The 19,905-nt window shown below is 51.1% G+C and carries 20 protein-coding genes and 1 pseudogene; 8 read left to right on the top strand and 13 right to left on the bottom strand.

All coding sequences use genetic code 11. The features are described 5' to 3' along the window. From MUN86_RS31850 to MUN86_RS18505, 6 genes and pseudogenes are all read right to left on the bottom strand, one after another. A complete protein-coding gene (locus MUN86_RS31850; protein WP_375379508.1) occupies window positions 1-693 on the bottom strand; it encodes a hypothetical protein in 693 nt (230 codons plus the stop codon). Next, window positions 606-1,232: a hypothetical protein gene (locus tag MUN86_RS32435; RefSeq protein ID WP_375379442.1), complete on the bottom strand. Its 627-nt coding sequence runs from the start codon at window positions 1,230-1,232 to the stop codon at window positions 606-608. The genes MUN86_RS31850 and MUN86_RS32435 overlap by 88 nt, the downstream gene beginning before the upstream one ends. Before the next feature lie 147 nt (window positions 1,233-1,379). Beyond that, window positions 1,380-1,751, bottom strand: coding sequence for a hypothetical protein (locus MUN86_RS18520; protein WP_245119521.1), 372 nt, complete (start codon window positions 1,749-1,751; stop codon window positions 1,380-1,382). A gap of 500 nt (window positions 1,752-2,251) precedes the next feature. Then, a pseudogene (locus MUN86_RS18515) lies at window positions 2,252-2,871 on the bottom strand (uridine kinase family protein). A 206-nt stretch (window positions 2,872-3,077) separates the two neighbouring features. Continuing rightward, on the bottom strand, window positions 3,078-3,665 hold the full coding sequence (gene rdgB / locus MUN86_RS18510) for an RdgB/HAM1 family non-canonical purine NTP pyrophosphatase (RefSeq protein WP_245119520.1): 588 nt from the start codon (window positions 3,663-3,665) through the stop codon (window positions 3,078-3,080). 130 nt (window positions 3,666-3,795) lie between these two features. Beyond that, a complete protein-coding gene (locus MUN86_RS18505) occupies window positions 3,796-4,212 on the bottom strand; it encodes a hypothetical protein (protein ID WP_245119519.1) in 417 nt (138 codons plus the stop codon). Window positions 4,213-4,414: 202 nt separating this feature from the next. Between MUN86_RS18505 and MUN86_RS18500 the strand changes: the two genes are divergently transcribed. The 5 genes from MUN86_RS18500 to hemC all read left to right on the top strand — a co-directional run bounded on the left by MUN86_RS18500 (window position 4,415) and on the right by hemC (window position 8,417). After that, window positions 4,415-4,660, top strand: a complete 246-nt coding sequence (locus MUN86_RS18500; RefSeq protein ID WP_022822257.1) for a type B 50S ribosomal protein L31 — start codon at window positions 4,415-4,417, stop codon at window positions 4,658-4,660. Window positions 4,661-4,836: 176 nt separating this feature from the next. After that, window positions 4,837-5,478, top strand: coding sequence for a putative sugar nucleotidyl transferase (locus MUN86_RS31845; RefSeq protein WP_311181730.1), 642 nt, complete (start codon window positions 4,837-4,839; stop codon window positions 5,476-5,478). 32 nt (window positions 5,479-5,510) lie between these two features. Then, the gene (locus MUN86_RS31840) at window positions 5,511-6,053 is read left to right on the top strand and encodes a hypothetical protein (protein ID WP_311181729.1); all 543 of its coding nucleotides are present in this window, start codon (window positions 5,511-5,513) and stop codon (window positions 6,051-6,053) included. Window positions 6,054-6,145: 92 nt separating this feature from the next. Further along, a complete protein-coding gene (locus MUN86_RS18490) occupies window positions 6,146-7,285 on the top strand; it encodes a DNA polymerase III subunit (protein ID WP_245119518.1) in 1,140 nt (379 codons plus the stop codon). Between the two features lie 250 nt (window positions 7,286-7,535). Further along, window positions 7,536-8,417, top strand: a complete 882-nt coding sequence (gene hemC / locus MUN86_RS18485) for a hydroxymethylbilane synthase (protein ID WP_311181728.1) — start codon at window positions 7,536-7,538, stop codon at window positions 8,415-8,417. Between the two features lie 175 nt (window positions 8,418-8,592). Here the strand turns inward: hemC and MUN86_RS18480 are convergent, their stop codons facing one another. Next, window positions 8,593-9,228 (bottom strand): DUF2238 domain-containing protein, encoded by a 636-nt coding sequence (locus MUN86_RS18480; protein ID WP_245119517.1) that lies wholly within the window; start codon window positions 9,226-9,228, stop codon window positions 8,593-8,595. A 220-nt stretch (window positions 9,229-9,448) separates the two neighbouring features. On the opposite strand from MUN86_RS18480, the gene MUN86_RS18475 reads away from it, so the two are divergent. Next, a complete protein-coding gene (locus tag MUN86_RS18475) occupies window positions 9,449-10,096 on the top strand; it encodes a peptidylprolyl isomerase (RefSeq protein ID WP_245119516.1) in 648 nt (215 codons plus the stop codon). Window positions 10,097-10,174: 78 nt separating this feature from the next. Then, the gene (locus MUN86_RS18470; protein WP_245119515.1) at window positions 10,175-11,074 is read left to right on the top strand and encodes an SDR family oxidoreductase; all 900 of its coding nucleotides are present in this window, start codon (window positions 10,175-10,177) and stop codon (window positions 11,072-11,074) included. Window positions 11,075-11,914: 840 nt separating this feature from the next. Here MUN86_RS18470 and MUN86_RS18465 read toward each other — a convergent pair. The 4 genes from MUN86_RS18465 to MUN86_RS18450 form a co-directional block, all read right to left on the bottom strand. After that, window positions 11,915-12,757 carry an ABC transporter permease gene (locus tag MUN86_RS18465; RefSeq protein ID WP_245119514.1) on the bottom strand — a complete coding sequence of 281 codons (843 nt, stop codon included), beginning with the start codon at window positions 12,755-12,757 and terminating at the stop codon, window positions 11,915-11,917. Next, a complete protein-coding gene (locus MUN86_RS18460) occupies window positions 12,754-13,803 on the bottom strand; it encodes an ABC transporter permease (protein WP_245119513.1) in 1,050 nt (349 codons plus the stop codon). The genes MUN86_RS18465 and MUN86_RS18460 overlap by 4 nt, the downstream gene beginning before the upstream one ends. 13 nt (window positions 13,804-13,816) lie before the next feature. Further along, on the bottom strand, window positions 13,817-15,406 hold the full coding sequence (locus MUN86_RS18455; RefSeq protein WP_245119512.1) for an ABC transporter substrate-binding protein: 1,590 nt from the start codon (window positions 15,404-15,406) through the stop codon (window positions 13,817-13,819). Between the two features lie 138 nt (window positions 15,407-15,544). Continuing rightward, on the bottom strand, window positions 15,545-16,432 hold the full coding sequence (locus MUN86_RS18450; RefSeq protein ID WP_245119511.1) for a hypothetical protein: 888 nt from the start codon (window positions 16,430-16,432) through the stop codon (window positions 15,545-15,547). 442 nt (window positions 16,433-16,874) lie between these two features. Between MUN86_RS18450 and MUN86_RS18445 the strand changes: the two genes are divergently transcribed. After that, the gene (locus MUN86_RS18445) at window positions 16,875-18,407 is read left to right on the top strand and encodes a hypothetical protein (protein ID WP_245119510.1); all 1,533 of its coding nucleotides are present in this window, start codon (window positions 16,875-16,877) and stop codon (window positions 18,405-18,407) included. Window positions 18,408-18,509: 102 nt separating this feature from the next. On the opposite strand, the gene MUN86_RS18440 is transcribed toward MUN86_RS18445, so the two are convergent. Together MUN86_RS18440 and MUN86_RS18435 are read right to left on the bottom strand one after the other, a co-directional pair. After that, entirely contained in the window at window positions 18,510-19,121 is a 612-nt protein-coding gene (locus MUN86_RS18440) for a PKD domain-containing protein (protein WP_245119509.1), read from the bottom strand. Between the two features lie 61 nt (window positions 19,122-19,182). Then, window positions 19,183-19,866, bottom strand: a complete 684-nt coding sequence (locus MUN86_RS18435) for a LytR/AlgR family response regulator transcription factor (RefSeq protein WP_280640648.1) — start codon at window positions 19,864-19,866, stop codon at window positions 19,183-19,185. Window positions 19,867-19,905 lie beyond the last annotated feature (39 nt).

Below are 19,905 nucleotides of genomic sequence, written 5' to 3'. Positions count from 1 at the left end.
TCACTTCGGGCGGCCACCCTGGTCGTAGTCCTGGCGAGCGTCTGCTACTACCTCACCACCTAGTGGGGCTTCAGTACCAGGCGTTTTGCGGATGGCGTTCAATTTCAAATACTCTTGACCTTCAATTACTTCGGGCTTCACGCTCCAAAGCATCGTCAAGTTAGGAGGCAGAATGGCACGAGCTTCTTGCGAATTAAGAATGGCATTCATGCGGGCCGTATCGCGCAGGTTTACACCTAGCTGGCCCGGGATTGGCATCGTGAACAGACGAGCCAGTACCGAGTTTTGCTGTGGCTTTGCCGAATCAGCCTTGGCCGTAGTTGCGGCTTTCTTGTTAGCTAACTGGCTAGCCAGCGACGTAGAATCACCTTTAGCAGCGGCCGAATCGGTAGCGCTGGCAGTGGTGCCAGCAGCGGCTGTCGCGGGGGTAGCAGCGGTTTTCTCTTTCGCAATCAGGGCTTGGTCGAGTTGCTGGAGGTAAGGACCGAACTCGTCTTGGCGCCATACTTCCCAAAACTCTAGTTTAGCCTGGCCTTGCAGCAATTTGCGCACGCGGTCCGGGTTGTCTACACCAGGTAATTCCACCTGAATGCGGCCCGTGCCTTTCACGCGCTGAATGCTTGGCTGGCTGGTACCAAACTTGTCGATACGCGTGCGGAGAATGTTGAATGAACGGTCGATGGCCTCTTCCACTTCCTTGTCGATAGCGCCAAGCACTTTCTCGTTGGTGGAGTTGATATCGATGCCGCGGCTTTTGTTGGTGGTGTTAGCGAAGATGCGGGCCAAGTTGTCGCCGGGGCTACGTCGCGGTACGCTTGCGCAAACAGCGTGGTGAACGGCGTCGAAGGGTTAGCCTTCTGCGCAGTCTGCGCCTGCTCGATGGCCCGGTTGAACTTGGGGTCTTTGGAGTTGCCGCTCATGGCGCGCACAATTTCCACCGGCGATACTTCCAGCGTTACGTGCATGCCACCTTTCAAGTCGAGGCCTAGGCCCAGCTCCGAAGAACGAACATCCCGGTAAGTGTAGTCAACGCCGAGCAAGCTGGTAACGGGGGCCCGCCACACCGAATCCAGATAGTGCTGACGGAGTGGCTGATTTACTTGGCCGTTTTTGGTGGCGTATACTACGGCATCATTCTGTACCCGCCGCGAAATGAACGTGAAGGTCAGAAAGTAGATACAAAGGGCCGACACGATAACCGTCAACCCGATGATTAGTCCTTTATTACGCATTGATAAATAGTAAATGTTGAAGCTTGGAAAGGAGGGTCTTGCCACTCAAACGCTCCGCCGGATAACCATAAAATGCCAGCGCAACAGCAAGACAAACAAATAGCCACCACGGTATCAACCACGGACGGCCGCTCAGACCAAGCGGCGCTAGGGAGCCTGCGGCGAGAGGGCCGCCACTAGAAGCCGGGTGCGGAACACCGCAGCCGGACGAATACCTAAAAGGGGGCGCGGTACCGCTAGGGCCCGGCGTACGGCCGGCAACCAGCTATACGGCGCGGGGTTTGGAAGCCAAGCATCGGCCTGCGGCGCAGTGTGCAAATCCACCGTGCCAACAGCTTCCAGCGTCACTTTTTGCTTCACCACGGTTACTTTGGCCGGCTGACCTATGCGCGTGATTTTGCTCGTTGGCACCCGGAAGGTGGCAACGGCTTGGTGGTTGAGCGACAGCAAAAACAGCACAGTGGCTGTGAGCAGCGCAAAACGCAAGCGAGGCAAAATTTTGGTAATAAGCAGCAGCATAGTCAACCTCAGGGCTACAAATATAACCAAATCAACAAGGCATGTAAAGCATAACTGATTAACTCCTCGCAAATTCACGCAGAAATAATCCTTTTAAGAGAAAATATATAGTCGAGTTCCTATTAGCCTACTTATCGGTATGAGAAAAGCCTTAATTCTACTTGTGCTGCTTCTAACAACATTTTGGGGTTTTGTACAGCCTACTTCTGCTGTTCAAGCCACAGTAGAAGTGAACCGCACACACTGTTTGGTACGGTTCATAGAATCAATTGCAGGAGGCGACGGGAATGCAGCTACGCGCAAGGCGTTCGAGCAAAGCGCGTTCAACACGCCTGCTTTGCAATAAGTATTGCGGCACTACAATCAACTAAACACAGACGTTACCTACACGCACACTGATCGTCTACAGCTACTCACCATCTGAGCAAGCAAAAGCGCATTGACCCGAAGCAGCCCTTGTGGTTTTTCTGAAAACTCACAAAGGCTGCCAAACAGAGCAACTACTTTGCAATCTTGGATTGCAGAAACGATACTAGGACCTCTAGGCCCCGGTCGAAGTGCCGGTTGTTGGGGATGACAATGTCGGCATCCTGTTTGAAGGGTTTGATGTACTTCTCGTAGGTGGGCGCTACGTGGTTGGTGTAGCGGTAAAGCACATCTTCCAGATCGTAGCCCCGCTCATCCCGGTCGCGCACAATGCGGCGTTGCAGTTTCACGTGCTCCTCGGCGTCGATGTAAACCTTGAGGTCAAGTAGTTTCGCTACCGCTTCGAAATAGAAAACAAAGATGCCTTCTACCACCACAATGGGGCAGGCTGAAACACCAGTTCCTTAGGCTTTGCGTTGGGGTTGTTGAAGGTGTACTCTAGCCGATGAACAGGTAGGCCTTGGCTAATGCGCAGCACATCAGCTGCGTAGGCAGTTGAGTCGATGCTAGAAGGAAGGTCAAAATTGGTGACGCCTTGCGCGTCAACCTGCTGGCTTTCGCGCGGGTGGTAATAGTTGTCCTGCGAAATCAGGCAAATTTCCTCTTCAGGAAAGGAGGCCAGCAGCCGGCGCAGAAAAGTGGTCTTGCCCGAGGCGCTACCGCCCGTGATGCCGACGATGTAAGGATGTTGCATGAGGCGAATAAATGACCCGTACCGGCGGGGCCAACCCTGCAAAAGTAATGAATTCGAGCCTTGAGGACTCAGGAGCTTATGGCCTTGAGCGGATAATTTTCTGCGCAGCTTACTCCACAAATCCCGCCGTTCCTTAACAAAGCGTGTTGAAGTATAATACTTTTAACTTGTAAAATACCTGTTAGCCATTTACTTAACGCCCCTATTCAAGAAGTAGCCTGGTTTAAAAAAGCTACCAGTCCTGCCACGGCGCGGGCACGGTGGCTTATCTGATTCTTTTCTTCGGTTGTCATTTCGGCAAACGTGCGGCCATCACCTTCTAGGGGTTGAAACACCGGGTCATAGCCAAAGCCACCACCACCGCTCGGGGTTTCCGTAACAGTGCCTTCCACCGCTCCCGCAAATTCGTGCACGGTGCCGTCTGGCAACACGAGGGCCACTACCGTTTTGAACTGGGCTGAACGGTCGGAGTGACCCTGCAATTCTTGCAGCAACTTCGCTACGTTATCAGCCGCCAACCGCTGCGGGCCAGCATAGCGAGCTGAGTACACGCCGGGCGCCCCGTGTAAGGATGTAACCTCTAAGCCCGTATCGTCGGCGAAGCACGGAACTCCATAATGCTCCCACACATACAGCGCCTTCTGCCGGGCATTTCCGACTAATGTATCCTGCGTTTCAGGCAACTCCTCTTGGCAGCCAATGTCAGCTAAACTCAGCAATTCAGTGCCTGCCGGTAGCAGTGGTCGTATTTCATCAAGCTTATGAGAATTGTTGGAAGCAAAGCAAAGACGCATGGGCTGAATGGTTGAATGATTGATCAATAATCCTGAAGCAGCGGGGTGCTGAGAAGGAAGTATCAAGGCACAAAAAAGCCGGACGAGCCGGCTATTAAAGAGCAATAATAAACAGTTAGCTGCTTAACCGTTAGCGAAACATCGACTTGATGCTTCCCCAGGAGCGTTGAACGGCACTAGGGGTCTGGCCTAGCGTGCTGTTGTAGCTTTGGTCGCCGGTGGTGGTGCGCACGGTGAGTCGGTAAGTAAAGGGGCTGCCCAAGGCACTAGCGCTATTGGCTGGCCCACGGTACACGTCGGCATCAAGGTACTGATATCGAGACTGCCCGGAGGGTGAAAGAGTGGTGAGCTTGGTAAAAGTCGGTTCGTTGTTGGCTTTGCGATACAGATCATAATTATGCACACCGCTCTCGTTTGCTACTTCCCAAACCACGCGCACCGTGGAATTATCGTAGCTGGCTTGGAAGAGCGTTACAGTCGCGCCGAAGGCCAGTGATACTCCCAGCAGCACAAGTAAAAACAGCGAAACACTAGCCTTTTGAAGCATGACGAAAGATAAAGTGGAGATCAATAGGCAATAAATAATTTAACAACGACGCCAAAAATAAACAATTTACAATAGCACACGCTTCGAGCCTGGGCAAACGCAGAAAAGACACGTAGAGCTTTTGAAAGTTGAGCGTAACTTGTACTTTTGCAGTCCCTTCCGCAAAATCGGCAGGCAACCAGGTACAAACGGCATTTCGACCATGAAAAAGAACATTCACCCCGAGTATCGCGAAGTCGTGTTTCAGGACACTTCGAGCGGATTTAAATTCATCACCCGCTCGACGATGAACTCCAACGAGACCGTCACGATGGAAGACGGTAAGAGCTACCCCGTCATCAAGGTGGAGGTGAGCAGCGAGTCGCACCCCTTCTACACTGGCAAAAACGTGCTTCTCGACACGGCTGGCCGCGTAGAAAAATTCCGCAACCGCTACCAGAAAAAATAACTGCTTGTTTCGGCGCTGCCAGTCTGCTGGCCCCGAATGGGTGGTCTTGTATAACTCCTGCCGGCTTTGTCTGGCAGGAGTTTTTATTTGCGCCTGAATTGGGGCTTGCTACGAATAGCGCCTTAAAGTTGATGCTTCACGCTACATTTTGCTATTAGAAACTAGGAATTCCCATAATGCACGTTCTGCTTTTCGATGACCCGGCCATCCGGCCGCACTTGCTGCCTTTCACGTTCACGCGGCCCATATCGGGTTTGCGCTGCGGTATACTTACGCTGGCCGAAAAATGGCAGCATCGGTTGCAGTTACCTGTTGGCTATCTCACAGAACTTTATTTGCAAGCAAAATACCCGGCTGGTTCCGTCCAAGGACCGGCGCTGGTAATCAATGGCGCTATTTGCCCCAGTGATATGCTTGTGCAGCAAGTGCAGCGCTTGCAAGCCGGAGAAGCGCTGTACAGCGACCAAACCTTAGTAGCAGCTCACTTAGCAGATGCTTCGATGGTGGCTGAGTTAATTCAGGACGGTTTTCAGAATACACACGAAGTAGAGGAGCCAATCACCATTATTCAGCAGGTATGGCATCTCTTTTTGTACAACGGCGCCGAAATTCGCCGCGACTTCGACTTGCTAACCAAAGGCCGCCAGTCAGAGCCGGTAGGCGATGCACACACGATAGTATATGCGCCGGAAAATATTTTTATCGAGCCTGGAGTTAAGATTCGAGCGGCTATTCTGAATGCTGAAAATGGACCAATTTATCTAGGCAAGAACTCCCAGGTTCATGAGGGAGCCATCATTCGGGGCCGTTTGCGCTAGGTGAGGAATCTCACATCAACCCCGGTGCCAAAATGCGCGGTGACAACAGCGTGGGTCCCTATTGCAAAGTAGGCGGTGAAGTAGCCAACAGCATTTTCTTTGCCTATAGCAATAAGGGCCACGAAGGCTACGTGGGTAATTCCGTCATCGGTGAGTGGTGCAACCTAGGGGCCGATACCAACACGTCGAACCTGAAAAACAATTATGCGCCCGTCAAAATCTGGAGCCACGCAGCGGGGCGCTTCGTGAATACGGGCCAGCAATTTTGCGGCCTCATGATGGGCGACCATAGCAAATGCGGTATTAACACCATGTTCAACACGGGCACAGTGGTGGGAGTAGCAGCCAATATTTTTGGGGCAGGCTTTCCGCGCACCTTTATTCCGAGCTTTAGCTGGGGCGGTGCCGCTGGCTTCGAAACCTTCAAGCTGCCCAAAGTTACGGAGGTAGCAGAGCGCGTCATGGCCCGTCGCCGACTGGAATATGACGCTGTGGAGCAAACCATCATGCAACACATATTCGAGGCCACGGCCAAAGACCGGGTGTGGGAGAAAGCAATCAAGAATGAGGAATGAGGAACAAGGAAGTGACAGGGAAATAACTTGCGTCAGCATCCTTGCCCTGTCTAATCCTCGTCCTCGCTTCTTTATTTGCCATTCAACAGCGTATGCGTTTTTCTGATATACCGGGTCAGCAGCAGGTTAAGCAAGTATTGGTGCAGTCGGTGCGGCGCAACCATGTGGCGCACGCACAGCTGTTTCGTGGAGCCGAAGGATCGGGCGCGTTGGCCCTAGCGCTGGCGTACAGTACGTTCCTGAACTGTGAACAGCGCGGCGCTGAGGATGAAGATTCGTGCGGACAATGCCCAAGCTGTCAGAAAATCGACAAGCTGGTTCATCCTGACTTGAATTTCATTGTACCCGTCACAACCACTAAGGCCATAACCAAGGATGCTGTCAGCAGCAAGTTCATGGCTGAATGGCGCAGTTTCGTGCTAGCCAACCCTTACCAAGGGCTCAACGACTGGATGCAGCATATCGGCGCTGAAAACAAACAGGGCAGTATTTCCAAAGAAGAAAGTTTGCAATTGCTGAAGCTGGTGTCGCTGAAGGCGTTTGAGGCGAAGTTCAAGATTGTAGTAGTGTGGCTGCCCGAACTGATGCACCCAGCCGCCGCCAATGCCGTGCTGAAGCTGCTGGAAGAGCCGCCACCGGCTACCGTATTCTTGTTGGTGAGTTACGCACCCGAGCAGTTACTGCCTACCATCATCAGCAGAGTGCAACCCGTGGTAGTGCGCCCGCTTTCAGAAAACGAGCTCACTGATTGGCTGCACACGACACAACAAGTACCAGAAGTGAAAGCGCGACAGTTGGCGCAATTATCCGAAGGCAACCCTGGAACCGCCCTTGCCGCCCAAAACGCTGCCACTGACGACCACGATTATTTCACGCTGTTTGTGAAGTGGATGCGTCTTTGCTACAGCAACAACGTGAGCGAAATGCTCGTCACCAGCGACGACTTTCAGAAGCTCGGCCGCGAAAACCAAAAAGAATTCATGCAGTTCGCGCTGGTGCTCTTGCGCAAGGTGCTGCTCTACGGTCTCGATCCGCAGCTTGTGCCCCACTTGCCGGCCGCCGAGCAACAGTTTGTCACGGGCTTCAGCCGGTTCGTTACGCCCCGAAATGCCGATCCTCTCACGCGTGAGCTAAACGAAGCGCACTACCATATAGAACGCAATGCCAATCCGCGCATGGTATTCGTGGACGTGTCGTTGCGGGTGGCTGAGTTGTTGAAAAACGCTGCTTAAAGCCTGCAAAAGCAATAAATACAGTCTGCTAAAAAGCTATAGCTAGCGCTAAACAAGCTATAGGTAGCAGCTGCAAATTGCGAGTAGTATCTTTGCCAGCCACAAAATCGGAGATTCAAACAGCTTCCCCAAATCTCGAACGGCAAAGGAATCTATTTCTAAGTCTGCTGTTCAAGACAGTTGATAAGCTGAATAGCCTGACGCTACAGTAGTAGCTCCGGTGTATTTTTAACTACTGGATTTCGCACCCTTGAAAAAGACCGTTCGCATTGGCACCCGAGGTAGCAGATTGGCCCTATGGCAAGCCAACCATGTAGCCGCTTGCTTAGAGCAGGCCGGCATCATGACCGAAATAGTTGTTATCACTACCACCGGCGACCTTGTGCTAGACCGTTCGCTCGACAAGATTGGAGCGAAAGGCGTGTTTACCGAGGAATTAGAAATCGGTTTACGCACTGGCCACGTCGACATAGCGGTACACAGTGCAAAGGATGTGCAAAGCAGCATCCCTGCTGATTTGGAGCTGCTGGCGTTTATGGAGCGGGAGCAGGTAAATGACGTGGTAGTGAGCTTTCAGACTGATTTAAACCTTCACAAACCCGGTTTGGTGTTAGGCACGAGCAGTACCCGTCGGAAAGCCATGCTGAAACGGTTTTTGCCCAATACCACTACCGCTGAAGCACGTGGCAACCTCCAAACCCGCCTCCGCAAGCTGGAAGAAGGCCAATACGATGCGCTAGTGTTGGCGTACGCTGGAGTACACCGCATGGAGTATGATTCTCTTATCCGCCACATTTTACCCGAAACGCAGTTTGTGCCAGCTACCGGCCAAGGTAGTGTGGCTATTGAGTGCGCGCGCAGCCTGGAATCGGAATTGAAACTAGAGCTCCAGCGAATTCTCGATCATGGCCCTACTCATATCTGCCTAGCAGCAGAGCGGGCATTTCTGCGGACCATGGAAGGCGGGTGTAGTATCCCGTCCTTCGCCTTGGCAACGCTCACTACCGCTGGTACTGTTCAGCTGCATGGCGGCCTCATCAGCCTCGACGGGAACAACTGCTTGAAGAAGTACAGTCAGCTCCAACTACCGATGCTGATGCGCTTGGTGTACAAGTGGCCGAGAAAATATTAGCTCGTGGCGGCCAACAGATTTTGGAAAGTATTCGTCAGGCTCGCACTGTAGTGTAGCTGTAGCGTAAATCCAGTGAAAGCAACATCCAGAAAAGAGCCCTCATGCTGCACTTGCTGCGGCGTGAGGGCTCTTTTCTGACCAGTTTTAAAACCTGCTTCCAGCAGCTTCCTGAACACTAAGCGGATACTTCTCTGCGTCGATGGAACAGCGCGTAGAGAAGGAGAGCGAAAACAGCGCCGCTCGTATCGGCCAGCATATCTTTTTGCGCATCCCAGATGTCGCCTTGGCTGCCGAGGAAAGCCGCACCGGCATCGCCACCGGCTACCTCGGCGTACACCCACTCAATTAGCTCGTAAGCCATAGCCACCGTCCCGATGACGCAGAGCGGAAACAGGTAGCTGATAACGCGGTTGCGAATTGTGCCGTAATGGTCGGTTAGCTCGATGATGGCGTAAGCATAGAAGCCCACCGAAAAGTGTGCTACCCGGTCGTACATGTTGCGCTTGAAGCCGAACAAGTTATTGAACCAATCGAACGGCACTTTTTCAAACGTGTAGTGCCCGCCCACGGTGTGCATAAACAACAGTACGCTCATCAAAGCATACGCTAGGTTCGAGAATCGAACTCCGCGCAGGTACAAAACCACCAAGGCTACCACAATCAAGAAAATAGGCACGTTTTCGGCCCACCAAGTGCCGCGTTCCACGGGGTTGATGCCTAGTACAATAAATTCTACGGCGTACAAGGCGAGCAATAGCTTCGGAAACCAGTGCGATTGTGGCGTTGCTGAAAGCGTAAGCGTGTCGCTCATGAAAAGTCGAAAACGTTGAGTATGGCTCTTGGCGCACCATACGCTAACTCCACAGTTTCGTCGGAAATTGCCGGATATATTTTGCGACCAGTTCCAGATTTGCGGAGCGACCGGTAACTCTCCTTTGCCACTACGTACAAGCTGCGCAGTACTGAATATCTGGTGCCACCCACCAAAACAGCTTAATTTCGCCGCACTAACCCCCTGCGTTTACCACACTATGAATCTAACTTCTCGATTTTCGGCGTTGCTCTGCGCTGTTATGTTGTTGCTGACGGCTCCGGTCCTACACGCTGCTAAGCGTCCTAAATTCAGCAAGAAAGACCAATTAGTCACTATTAGCACTTCGCTCGGCGACATCAAACTGATACTTTTTGATGCTACTCCTAAGCACAAAGCCAACTTCCTGAAGTTAGCCGAAAGTGGCTTCTACAACGGTACTACTTTCCACCGTGTCATCCCGAACTTCATGATTCAGGGAGGTGATGCAAACTCTAAAGATTCAGACCCCGACAACGACGGTATGGGCCAGCCCGATGCTCCTACTATTCCAGCTGAAATTCGACCTGAATTCAAGCACAAATTTGGCGCCGTATCAGCCGCTCGCCAAGGCGATTTCGTGAATCCGGAGCGTGCTAGTAGCTCCTCGCAGTTCTTCTTGGTGCAAAACCATCAAGGCACGCCTCACCTCGACGGCCAGTACACGGTGTATGGCCAAGTAATCAGCGGCCTCGACGTGCTAGATAAGATTGCCACTCAACCTAAAAACGAACGTGACCGGCCTCTGACCGACATCAAAATGACGATGAAAGTAGAGAAGGTTAAAAAGAAGAAGATTACGGAGTTGTACGGGTATCAGTACCAGTGAAGCGTCTGATGGCTGCCTTGTTAAATGGCTAGCTGTCCAATATCTCGCTGAACGACCAGCCTATTAAGCTATTCAGTTATGCGCATTCTGATTACAGGTTCCAACGGCTTGCTAGGCCAGAAGCTGGTTGTACTGCTACGGCAACAGCCTGGGGTAGAACTTATAGCAACTTCTCGTGGTCACAACAAACTCGCCGAACTCTATCCTGATGTTCGCTTCGTGCCGCTGGACGTGACTAATCCGCAACAGGTGGAAAGGGTAGTAGCGCAGGAGCAGCCAACGCATCTTATCCACACAGCGGCTATGACCAATGTAGATGAGTGCGAACTGAACCGGGAAGCTTGCTGGCAGCAAAATGTTACGGCGGTTGAACACGTCGTGGCGGCTTGTGCCACATACAAAGTTCACCTCACGCACGTCAGCACTGATTTTATTTTTAGTGGCGAAGAAGGGCCCTTAGCTGAAGACGCCATACCAGCTCCCATCAATTTTTACGGCGAAAGCAAACTAGCTGCTGAGCGGATTGTGCAGGCCAGCCATGTCTCGTGGGCTATTGTGCGTACCGTGCTTGTGTATGGCACTGCACACGACTACGGTCGTACCAACATTGTGCTATGGGTGCGGGACTCGCTGCGCGCTAACAAGCCGATAAAAGTCGTCGACGACCAGTTCCGCACGCCTACCTTGGCCGAGGACCTTGCCCAAGGATGCTGGCTTGCTGCCAAGCATACTGCTTCGGGCATTTATCACATCAGCAGCAGTGAGCTTTTTACGCCTTACCAGATGGCGCTGCAAGTAGCCGACTACTTTCAGCTTGACAAGTCTCTCATCACTAGAGTGGATGGCAGCACCTTCTCGCAACCAGCCAAACGGCCACCGCGCACCGGATTCATCATCACTAAAGCGCAGCAGGAACTCGGTTATCAACCTCACGATTTTTGGAGCGGTATTGCTTTGTTGGCACGTCAAACTGCATAAAGACAGCCTAAGGACATAATATTTTATTCTGTTGTATTTCAGGTCTATTCAATAATACACTACCTTGATTCGCAGATACCAAACGCAAAAACCCCGCAAGCAGAGCCAGCGGGGTTTTCACACACCTATTGCAACATTGTTCACTGACTTTCCTGCTCCCTTAGCAGGGAAAGCCGTAATAAAAATCACCTTTATCTAGATTCCAATAATACTGTTCCAACAAAAAGGCCGCCGACTAACATTGCTTCTCCAGCACGTAGCGCTAGCTCACCAGTTACGAAGGGGACAATTTCCCCATCTATTGTTTGAAATCCGAATGTGGTAGAAGCAACTCGTTGCCGAGCAGCCGTCTCCAGAAGCAAGTAACGCAATGCGTGTCCCTGCCGACGCTTGAGTAGTAGTGACGCCATTAGTACCTAAGGCAAACAGCGAAAAGAAGTGGCTTTTATGTGCTGTTTTATCCTTTAGCACATTACAAAACTAGCTTCTTACACAAGTGAAGTAAAGGAAAATACGCTGCTATTTGTGACTAGTGATTATGCAAATATAATTGTGACTTAGCAGCACGGTTAAGTACGGGGCAATTATCTATGGCATTGATATAAGCGACTTTGCAGATAGGTTACCTTTGCTATAACTCATATTTTAGGTAAATAAACACGTGATTTGTGACATTGAGTAAACTAAAGTTCTAGCGTTTATTAATTAGCAGTAGTTGCCGAAGCGAAAGGGTAGTCGCGAGGAGGCATAGGATGGGAAACACAAAAAGCCACCAAGAAGAGGAAGCGAAACGGCTAAGCGCCAATAGCCTGCCCCAGCTCGGCGTTTCTGCCGGCAAGCCTACCCCAAAAAAGAAAGAGTGGTTTCCAACACGATAAAAGCAGCAATGCTTAGCGGCAGACTAGTGACAATCGGTTGTAAAGTATTGGGCAATAGGTGATAGCGCATGATACGTCGTGCGGGTAAACCTGCCGCACGCGCAGCTTCGAAATACGGTAACTGCCGTACGCGGTGAACCTCAGCCCGTACTAGCCGTCCTGATTGCGTCCAGGAGGTAAAGGCCAATAACAACACTAGGCTTAGCGGAGTCACTTCGAAGGCTGCTGCTACAGTAAGGATGAGTAGTAACCGAGGAATAGCTGCGAGCAACGTAATAGCAGCTTGCATTAGCCAATCTAACGGCAGTGCTATTGAGCGCCGCATACATGAAAAACGCGCTAATAGCTTGCCGAGCAAAACAGTTGCTCCACTTAGCAAGAGAAGCCACCAAGCTTCCTGTATTCCTGCTTGACGAGTTCCGAGCAAGACAAAGCCTAATACAGCACAGCTTGCTGCTATCCAATATGCCAATGCAAAATGTAGTCGGGTATTGCCCCAGTAACCCACCAGTAAACCAATACTGGTACCCAAACTAGTTGCTAACCCGGCCGCTGGCAAGCTAATCAACAGGGTAGTGCGCGCACCGTAAATCAATGCCGCTGTTACATCCTGCCCTAGTTGATCGGTGCCAAGCCAGTGACCAGGGGTAAGCGGGGGAGCATTGCTAATCTGTAGATCAGGTGCCAGCATGGATTCTGGCAGCAAACCGGCAAAAACAGCGGCAACGCAAAGTGCTAACAGCCAGACGGCAGCCAATCTTTGCTGCCAGCTCAATTCCTTTATCCAATAGGGTCTGCTCGTCATGAGGCGGAAACGCGCAGGCGCGGGTCGGCGAGCTGATAGAGCCAATCGGCTAGGGAGAGCATAAGCTGACGCGCAAGGAGCACAAAAAAAACGCCGCCTAGCATCACAGGATAATCACGAGCAGCGGCGGCATCGGCTAACAGTCGTCCTAACCCGGGCAACGCGAATACAAATTCCACTACGATAGAGCCCGCTAGTAAATTGGGAAAAAGCTCCGTAAAAAGAGTGAAAATAGGTAGTAAGGCATTGCGTAACCCATGTCGCCAAAGAGCTTGCTTTCTTGTCAACCCTTTGGCTTGGGCTGTTAGCATGTAGTCGAGCTGGGCTTCGTGGCGCAACACGTCGGCGAGCTGCAAGGTTGGTTCGGTAAGACCACTAAGGACAAGGCTGCTGAGCGGCAATACCATGAACGACGGGTACCGAAGAAGTATGCTAGTGGCATTACTGTCATTTTCTTCGAAGCCAAGCCCAAAAGCTGGAAAGAAAGTAAAGTAATCTGGGTTGGCAAGCAGTAGCAGCAATAGCAACGCCACCACAAAAAGCGGTAACGCATCCAGCACGTAAAGCGCCGTATAAAGCCAGTGGGAGCTAGAGCGAGCCGCTAGCCAAACTCCAAATGGAATCGAGATGCCAATAATGCACAGTGTCGCCAGACAAGTAAGTGGCACTGTAACCGCTATAGCCTCAATAAGCGAAATGCTAACGGCCTCCTCGGTCCTGTAAGATTTGCCCAAGTTGCCGTGCATCAAAGCACGTAGCCATCGATGGTATTGATTGTGCGTCCCATTCCACTGCCAACGCCACCCCAGCGAAGTTTTAGGTATAGCTGGTGAAAAATAGAATACAGGCTCTGTCAACCCCAATCGTTGCTTGACAAGTTGTTGAGCAGCTTCTGCTTGTTCCTGCGACGGTGTCTCGCTTCCGACTACAGTTTCTGAGAAGCGAACTAGCAATTGTTGCTCATCAGGCAACGTGCTAGTTAGCAGAAAGAGCAGTGAGGCGAGAGCCCATACCGTAAATACCCACTGCACTAGTCGCAAGATCATGCGCGCCATCCATTTACTTACTCGGCAAAGCTAGCGATAAGTTAAGCGCATCGTAGCCAGGACGAACCCTAATAGCTTCTACTCCGTGCAGCCGCTTGGAGGCAATCAGCCGATTGCGGATGAAGAATAGCACCACAAGAGGCGAGTCTTGGCGGATTTGCTGCTGGAACCGTCGCAGCAGCTTGACGCGCCGAGATTCGTTCTGCTCAAACATAATAGCTTCCATCAATCGATCCGCTACCTCCGACTTATACTGCGTGAAATTGCTAATCCCGATACCACGAGAATGCAGGATTGGCATGAAGTTGTATGTGAACGGATTGCCGCGGTAGGTGCGAACGTGCAGATCGGTGTCACCATGAATGAGCTGTTGCCTGTACACCTGTTCTTCGGCGGGTTTCAACTTCACAGTGATGCCTAGCTGAGCAGCGGCCGCCCGGAACTGCCGAGCTACTGCCTCGTGGTCGGGCAAGTTGGCTTGGTAGCTGATACCGAAAGATAGTGTTTCGGTAGCGTCACGAGTCCACTTGCCATCGGGTTTACGTTGCCAACCGGCCTGGTGCAACAGCTCGGCTGCTTGACGCAAGTCGAAAGGTAGCAGCAGCAAACTGTCATTGTAGGCAGGTTTGTCGTTAGGCCTTACTAGGCTAACGCTACGATAAGCCAACCCAGGTTGGGTGGCTTGTATTAACCCTGGTACGTCAAAGAGCAAACTAAGCGCCCGGCGTGTGAGAGCATCACGCAAGAAAGGGCGCTGCGTATTGAATCCCACCGATACCATTTCGTAGGAATCAGTGGTATAAAAAGTCAACTTGGTTGTGTCGGCCGAATGCCACAACTGGTCGAAGTCGCGAGCGGCAGGCATAGGGTAGAGGTCTATATCGCCGCGACGTATGGCCGACAGGGCCTGCGCGTTATCAGGGACAATTTGGTAGTCAAGCCAGGGCGCATGGGCTTGTAGCCATACCGGGGGCGCTGTAAGTTTCGTAGCCCACCACTTAGCTTTTCGTTGGAGCCGTAGATAACGGCCCTTTGCCCATGCCTTCAGAGTATAAGGACCGCAACCTGGGAGACGTTCCGGGTGTTGGCCGTAATTACTTTGTCGATAGCGGCGTGCGAAACTACGCAGCCCGGGGTATTGGCGTAGAGCGGCTACGGTATCGGTTTGAAGCAAAGACAGGGGAATTGCCTGCAAATGCTTCTGCGGATCTACTGCATACTCTGGTAGAATCGCATAATCGCCGGAGGAAAAAATGATACCACTAGCAGCAGTACGACACACCAACGTAAAGCGCCGCGGGTCTTTTTCATCCAACTCTATGTCGGTTACGAAACCGTATTGGGTGCGTGCAGACTCAGTAGGCAGTCCTGGGCAATTCAGAAGTTTTAGCGTAAAGGCTACATCACGGGCCAATACAGGCTGACCATTATCCCAAGTAGCCTCTGGCCGCAAAGTGTAGGTAAGTAGGGTTAGCGAACCGCGCTGGCTTACAGTCGGCAAGGCTTGAGCCAACCATGGGACAGTTCGCTGGTTATGGTCACCCACAAGTAGGCTGCAATGCATCAGGTTGATAACTTCCTGAGCTTGAGGCTTGCTAGCCAAAAGAGGATCTAAAGTTTGTGGATCAGTAGACCATCGAATTCGGATAGCCTCCGACTTGAGAGAAGAAGTGCAACCGGTAACTCCGCAGGTACTGAGCAGAAGGAATATGAGAATGTTCCGTAGGTATCGCGTCATCAGTTACCAGCACCTAGCAAGATCAGCCAGCAAGATAGCCAAGATTCCTGGCGCGAACGTCCCTACGTAGTTGTTACGCGCAAACTGATTTACCCGACCAGCCCCCGTTACCATGATCAGCCGAAGCAAACCCGGACCAGCCGCCGTTGCCATGATCAACCGAAGCAACACCCGACCAGCCACCATTACCATGGTAAACTGCAGTGAACCCGGACCAGCCACCATTACCATGATCGGCTGAGGCAAACCCGGACCAGCCCCCGTTACCATGATCAGCCGAAGCAAACCCGGACCAACCGCCGTTGCCATGATCAACCGAAGCAACACCCGACCAGCCACCATTACCATGGTAAACTGCAGTGAACCCGGACCAGCCACCATTACCATGATCGGCCGAAGCAAACCCGGACCAACCGCCGTTGCCATGATCAACCGAAGCAACACCCGACCAGCCACCATTACCATGGTAAACTGCAGTGAACCCGGACCAGCCACCATTACCATGATCGGCCGAAGCAAACCCGGACCAACCGCCGTTGCCATGATCAACCGAAGCAACACCCGACCAGCCACCATTACCATGGTAAACTGCAGTGAACCCGGACCAGCCACCATTACCATGATCGGCTGAGGCAAACCCGGACCAGCCCCCGTTACCATGATCAGCCGAAGCAATACCCGACCAGCCGCCGTTGCCATGATCAACCGAAGCAACACCCGACCAGCCACCATTACCATGGTAAACTGCAGTGAACCCGGACCAGCCACCATTACCATGATCGGCTGAGGCAAACCCGGACCAGCCCCCGTTACCATGATCAGCCGAAGCAATACCCGACCAGCCGCCATTGCCATGATCAGCCATAGCGGTGTAGCTGGTTGTTTGAACACCTGTTGAGCTAGCTAAAGTAGCAGTCGTGGCAGGAGAAGCAATCTGCAACAGAGCGAAAGCAAGGAAATGAAGCATAGTAGTAGGAGATTAGTTGTGTCAAGTGGTTGAGTGACACAAAGGTGTAGCAGACCTAGTCTCCCGTAAAGGAAAGGTAGAGTATAAAAGTGATTTGTATGTTAGATAGATATTTTTTGATTATTCTAACGAATTTTAAAAGCCTTTAGCTAAACACTGCTTCTCTCCCTGTGGGAACCATTAATTAGTTGAACATAATACTTCAGAATGTGACATCACATCTACCAAAAACACACACTTCACCTGATGCAAAGATTAAAGGGGTAGGTAATATTTGTAAAGGAAAAAATAGTGTTAATTGTGACTGCTATTTACTTGCAGTTTTGCCACTTCACTTAGGCATTTTTAATACTGAGGGCGCTTTTTATGATGGATGGGTTGAATAATTTAGCGCGAATTGTGACAGATCGCCGCCAGAAAGTGTTGCCATTGTTGGATTTCACAACAAAGCAGGCTGCTAACAAAGAAATGGCCTTAATCCAGTTTCTTGTAGAAGGACAGGGAAGGTCTCAGCAGCAAATTATCAAAGCACTTTATGGCAAAACGGATGCTGCTAGCAAGACTGCCTTTCGTAAATTGAAGTCACGGGTGCAGCAGAAAATGCTGAACCACCTTTTTTTCCTTGACGAATCCGACCCACGCCATGTGCTGTCACGCCGATATGAGCAACAGTGTCTGAGCCTGTATTATCAAGTTAGCACATTGTATGGGGAGGGCGAGTATTATAACGCAGAACGGTTAGGGCGTAAGGCATTACGACTGGCCGAAAGCATGGAATTTACAAACTATGCCGTTATGTGCGGGCAATTATTGCGTAGCATTTATGCTGATATGCAACAGCCGGCTAAATTCCGAAGCAACAATAAAAAGCTAATCGTAAACCAGCAAAATCTAGCACTAGAGGAAGAGGCTGGAAAGATATTCTGGGAATTAAAGGCAATGATAGCTTATACGGTTCGGGCCCGTCGTACTATGCTAGAAAAGATAGAAGCTTATATCAAGCAACTAGAAGTGTTGTACAAGGAAGCGGGAACGTTCACTAGCTTTTTTTATCTCTATCGAACACAGCTCACGCGGGAAGAACTAGTAGGTAACTATCAAGAAATTATTCGCCTTACAACTGCCACTGCTAAGAAGTGGGAACAAGGAAAACTTAACCGCGTCCGATTTGATAAGCGATACAACAATTACATGAGCGTGTATGCTCACTTGCGAAGTAGGCAAGCAGAAAAAGGTCTTAAACTGGCCGAGGAATATGCCAAAGACTTTCATTATTCATCAAATAACTGGCTGTATTTCTTAGAAATTTACATGCTCCTAGCATTGCATGCAGGCCAGTATGGGCAGGCGCAAGAATTGCTGCAGACAGCTCGGAAAAGTTTATATTTCGCTAAGCAAAGGCCTGCTGCGCAAGAGCGCTGGAATTTGTACGAAGTGTATCTGCAATTCATTCGACCAGAGGCTTCTCCATTGCGTATTCGTAGCTTTAATACGTTTATTCAGACGGTGCCAACGCATAGCCGTGATAAACAAGGTTACAACGTAGCCGTATTGATCCTGCAGTTTTTGTACTATTTGCGGCAGCGCGACTTAGATGGTGTGCTATTGCGCTTAGAAAGCTTACGCAAGTACCAACAGCGGCATTTACGGGAGGCCGGAGCCTTGCGTAGCCAGCTGTTTTTCCGGTTACTAGCTATTACAGTGAAATCCGATTTTGATCCTGCGGAGAGCCAACGTTTGGCTGAGCCTCTCTTGCAAAGGATGCAAGCGGCTCCGCCGCCTGGTGAGGCATTCTCCGAAATCGAAATTGTGCCTTATGAGAATCTGTGGGCTCTAACATTGGAAATTTTGAGGGCCACAGCGGCACTAGTACAGGAGGAGAATCGGCATTTGGTTTAGGCGAGCGGTATCAATTGCTGCAACTGCCCAAGAGTTTAGTCGTCAGTACTGAACCTACTAGCTAAGGATGATTGTAAACAGCTGTTTTCAATCTTGAATTAACTACGGAGTCTTGGCGGGGAGTACCGTAATAACGCGGCCCACACAATGACTGCTGGGGCAATCGTCGGGGCCATTGCCGCGTAGCGCCATCCGAACAGCGTATTGCCCAGGACGCCGGAATGCGTGCTGTACGCGTCGACCATTCCCAACTATTCCATCACGAAAGTCCCAGAGCACTACTACATTTTCGCACAGAGGTAGTTGCGAATCCACTGCGTCGAAGATGACGGTTTGCCCAACGCGGATTGTATCGGAACCGGCAGTGAAGTTGAGAACAACTTCCTGGGTGAAATCGACAGGAATAACTTTTTCAGCTTCCCGAACTTCGCCCGTTTTGTCGTCTACTACATCAAGTTGGACGGTATAGCGGCGGCGGGCAGTGTAGCAGTGTGATACAACTGGGCCAGTGAGGGTGGTGCCGTCGCCCATTAGCCAGCGGAAGGTAAGCGGGCCCGCTGCAGCGTCTACTGATGCGCTAGCATCTAGATCCACACAAAGCTCCACTACGCGCGGTGGCGGACACATTACGCTGACAGTATCACCGGCTACTTGTGCGTGTGCTTTCTGCCAGAAGTTGAACAGTAGAACAGCTACACTAAGAAGTAGCCGCAAAAGCCTAAAGTAAAATCTCACGCCATACACACCTTCAACTGTAAGAATACCAATTCAGTGCTTAAAATTTATTAAGGCGCTGAAACACTTCCCGCATATAGGTTTGACCAATGGGAATGTGCTTGCTGTCAATGATAATGTTGTTATCCTCTATGGCCTGCACTCGTTTGAGATTGACAATGAAAGAGCGATGCACGCGCACAAACAACGTATCAGGAAACTTTTCCTCCACGGCTTTCATAGTGCTGTACACAATGAGTTTGCTCTGGCCCGTGACAATGTGCACGTAGTCACCAAGGGCCTCCACGTAGCGCACTTCATCGAAAAGTACCTTCACCAGCTTGGTATCCACTTTCATGAAAGTGAAATCGGCATCGGCGGGAGTTGCGGCTTCGGTTGGATGTGCTTGGCTTACTTCCAAAGCGCGTTGAGCAGCTTTCAAGAATCGGGCGTAGCTGACCGGCTTCACCAGATAATCAACCACATCATGCTCAAATGCTTCAACGGCGTACTGCTTGCTGCTGGTAATCAGCACAACGAGCGGTGGATTCTGTAGCGTGTTGAGCAGATCGATGCCGGACATAAGAGGCATTTCCACATCCAAAAACAGGAGGTCGACCTCTTGGGTGCGTAGCACTTCGGCCGCGGCTACGGCACTTTCGCAACTGCCGACAGCTGTCAAAAACGGAGTACTGGCAATGCAGTTTTCAACCACTTGCACAGAAAGCGGGTCATCGTCAACAATCAGACAACGCAGGGAGAAGGGGAGGCAGGCATATTTTCA

This window comes from Hymenobacter volaticus (genome assembly GCF_022921055.1).
Taxonomy (GTDB): domain Bacteria; phylum Bacteroidota; class Bacteroidia; order Cytophagales; family Hymenobacteraceae; genus Hymenobacter; species Hymenobacter volaticus.
This window is presented reverse-complemented; position numbering and strand designations above follow the sequence as displayed.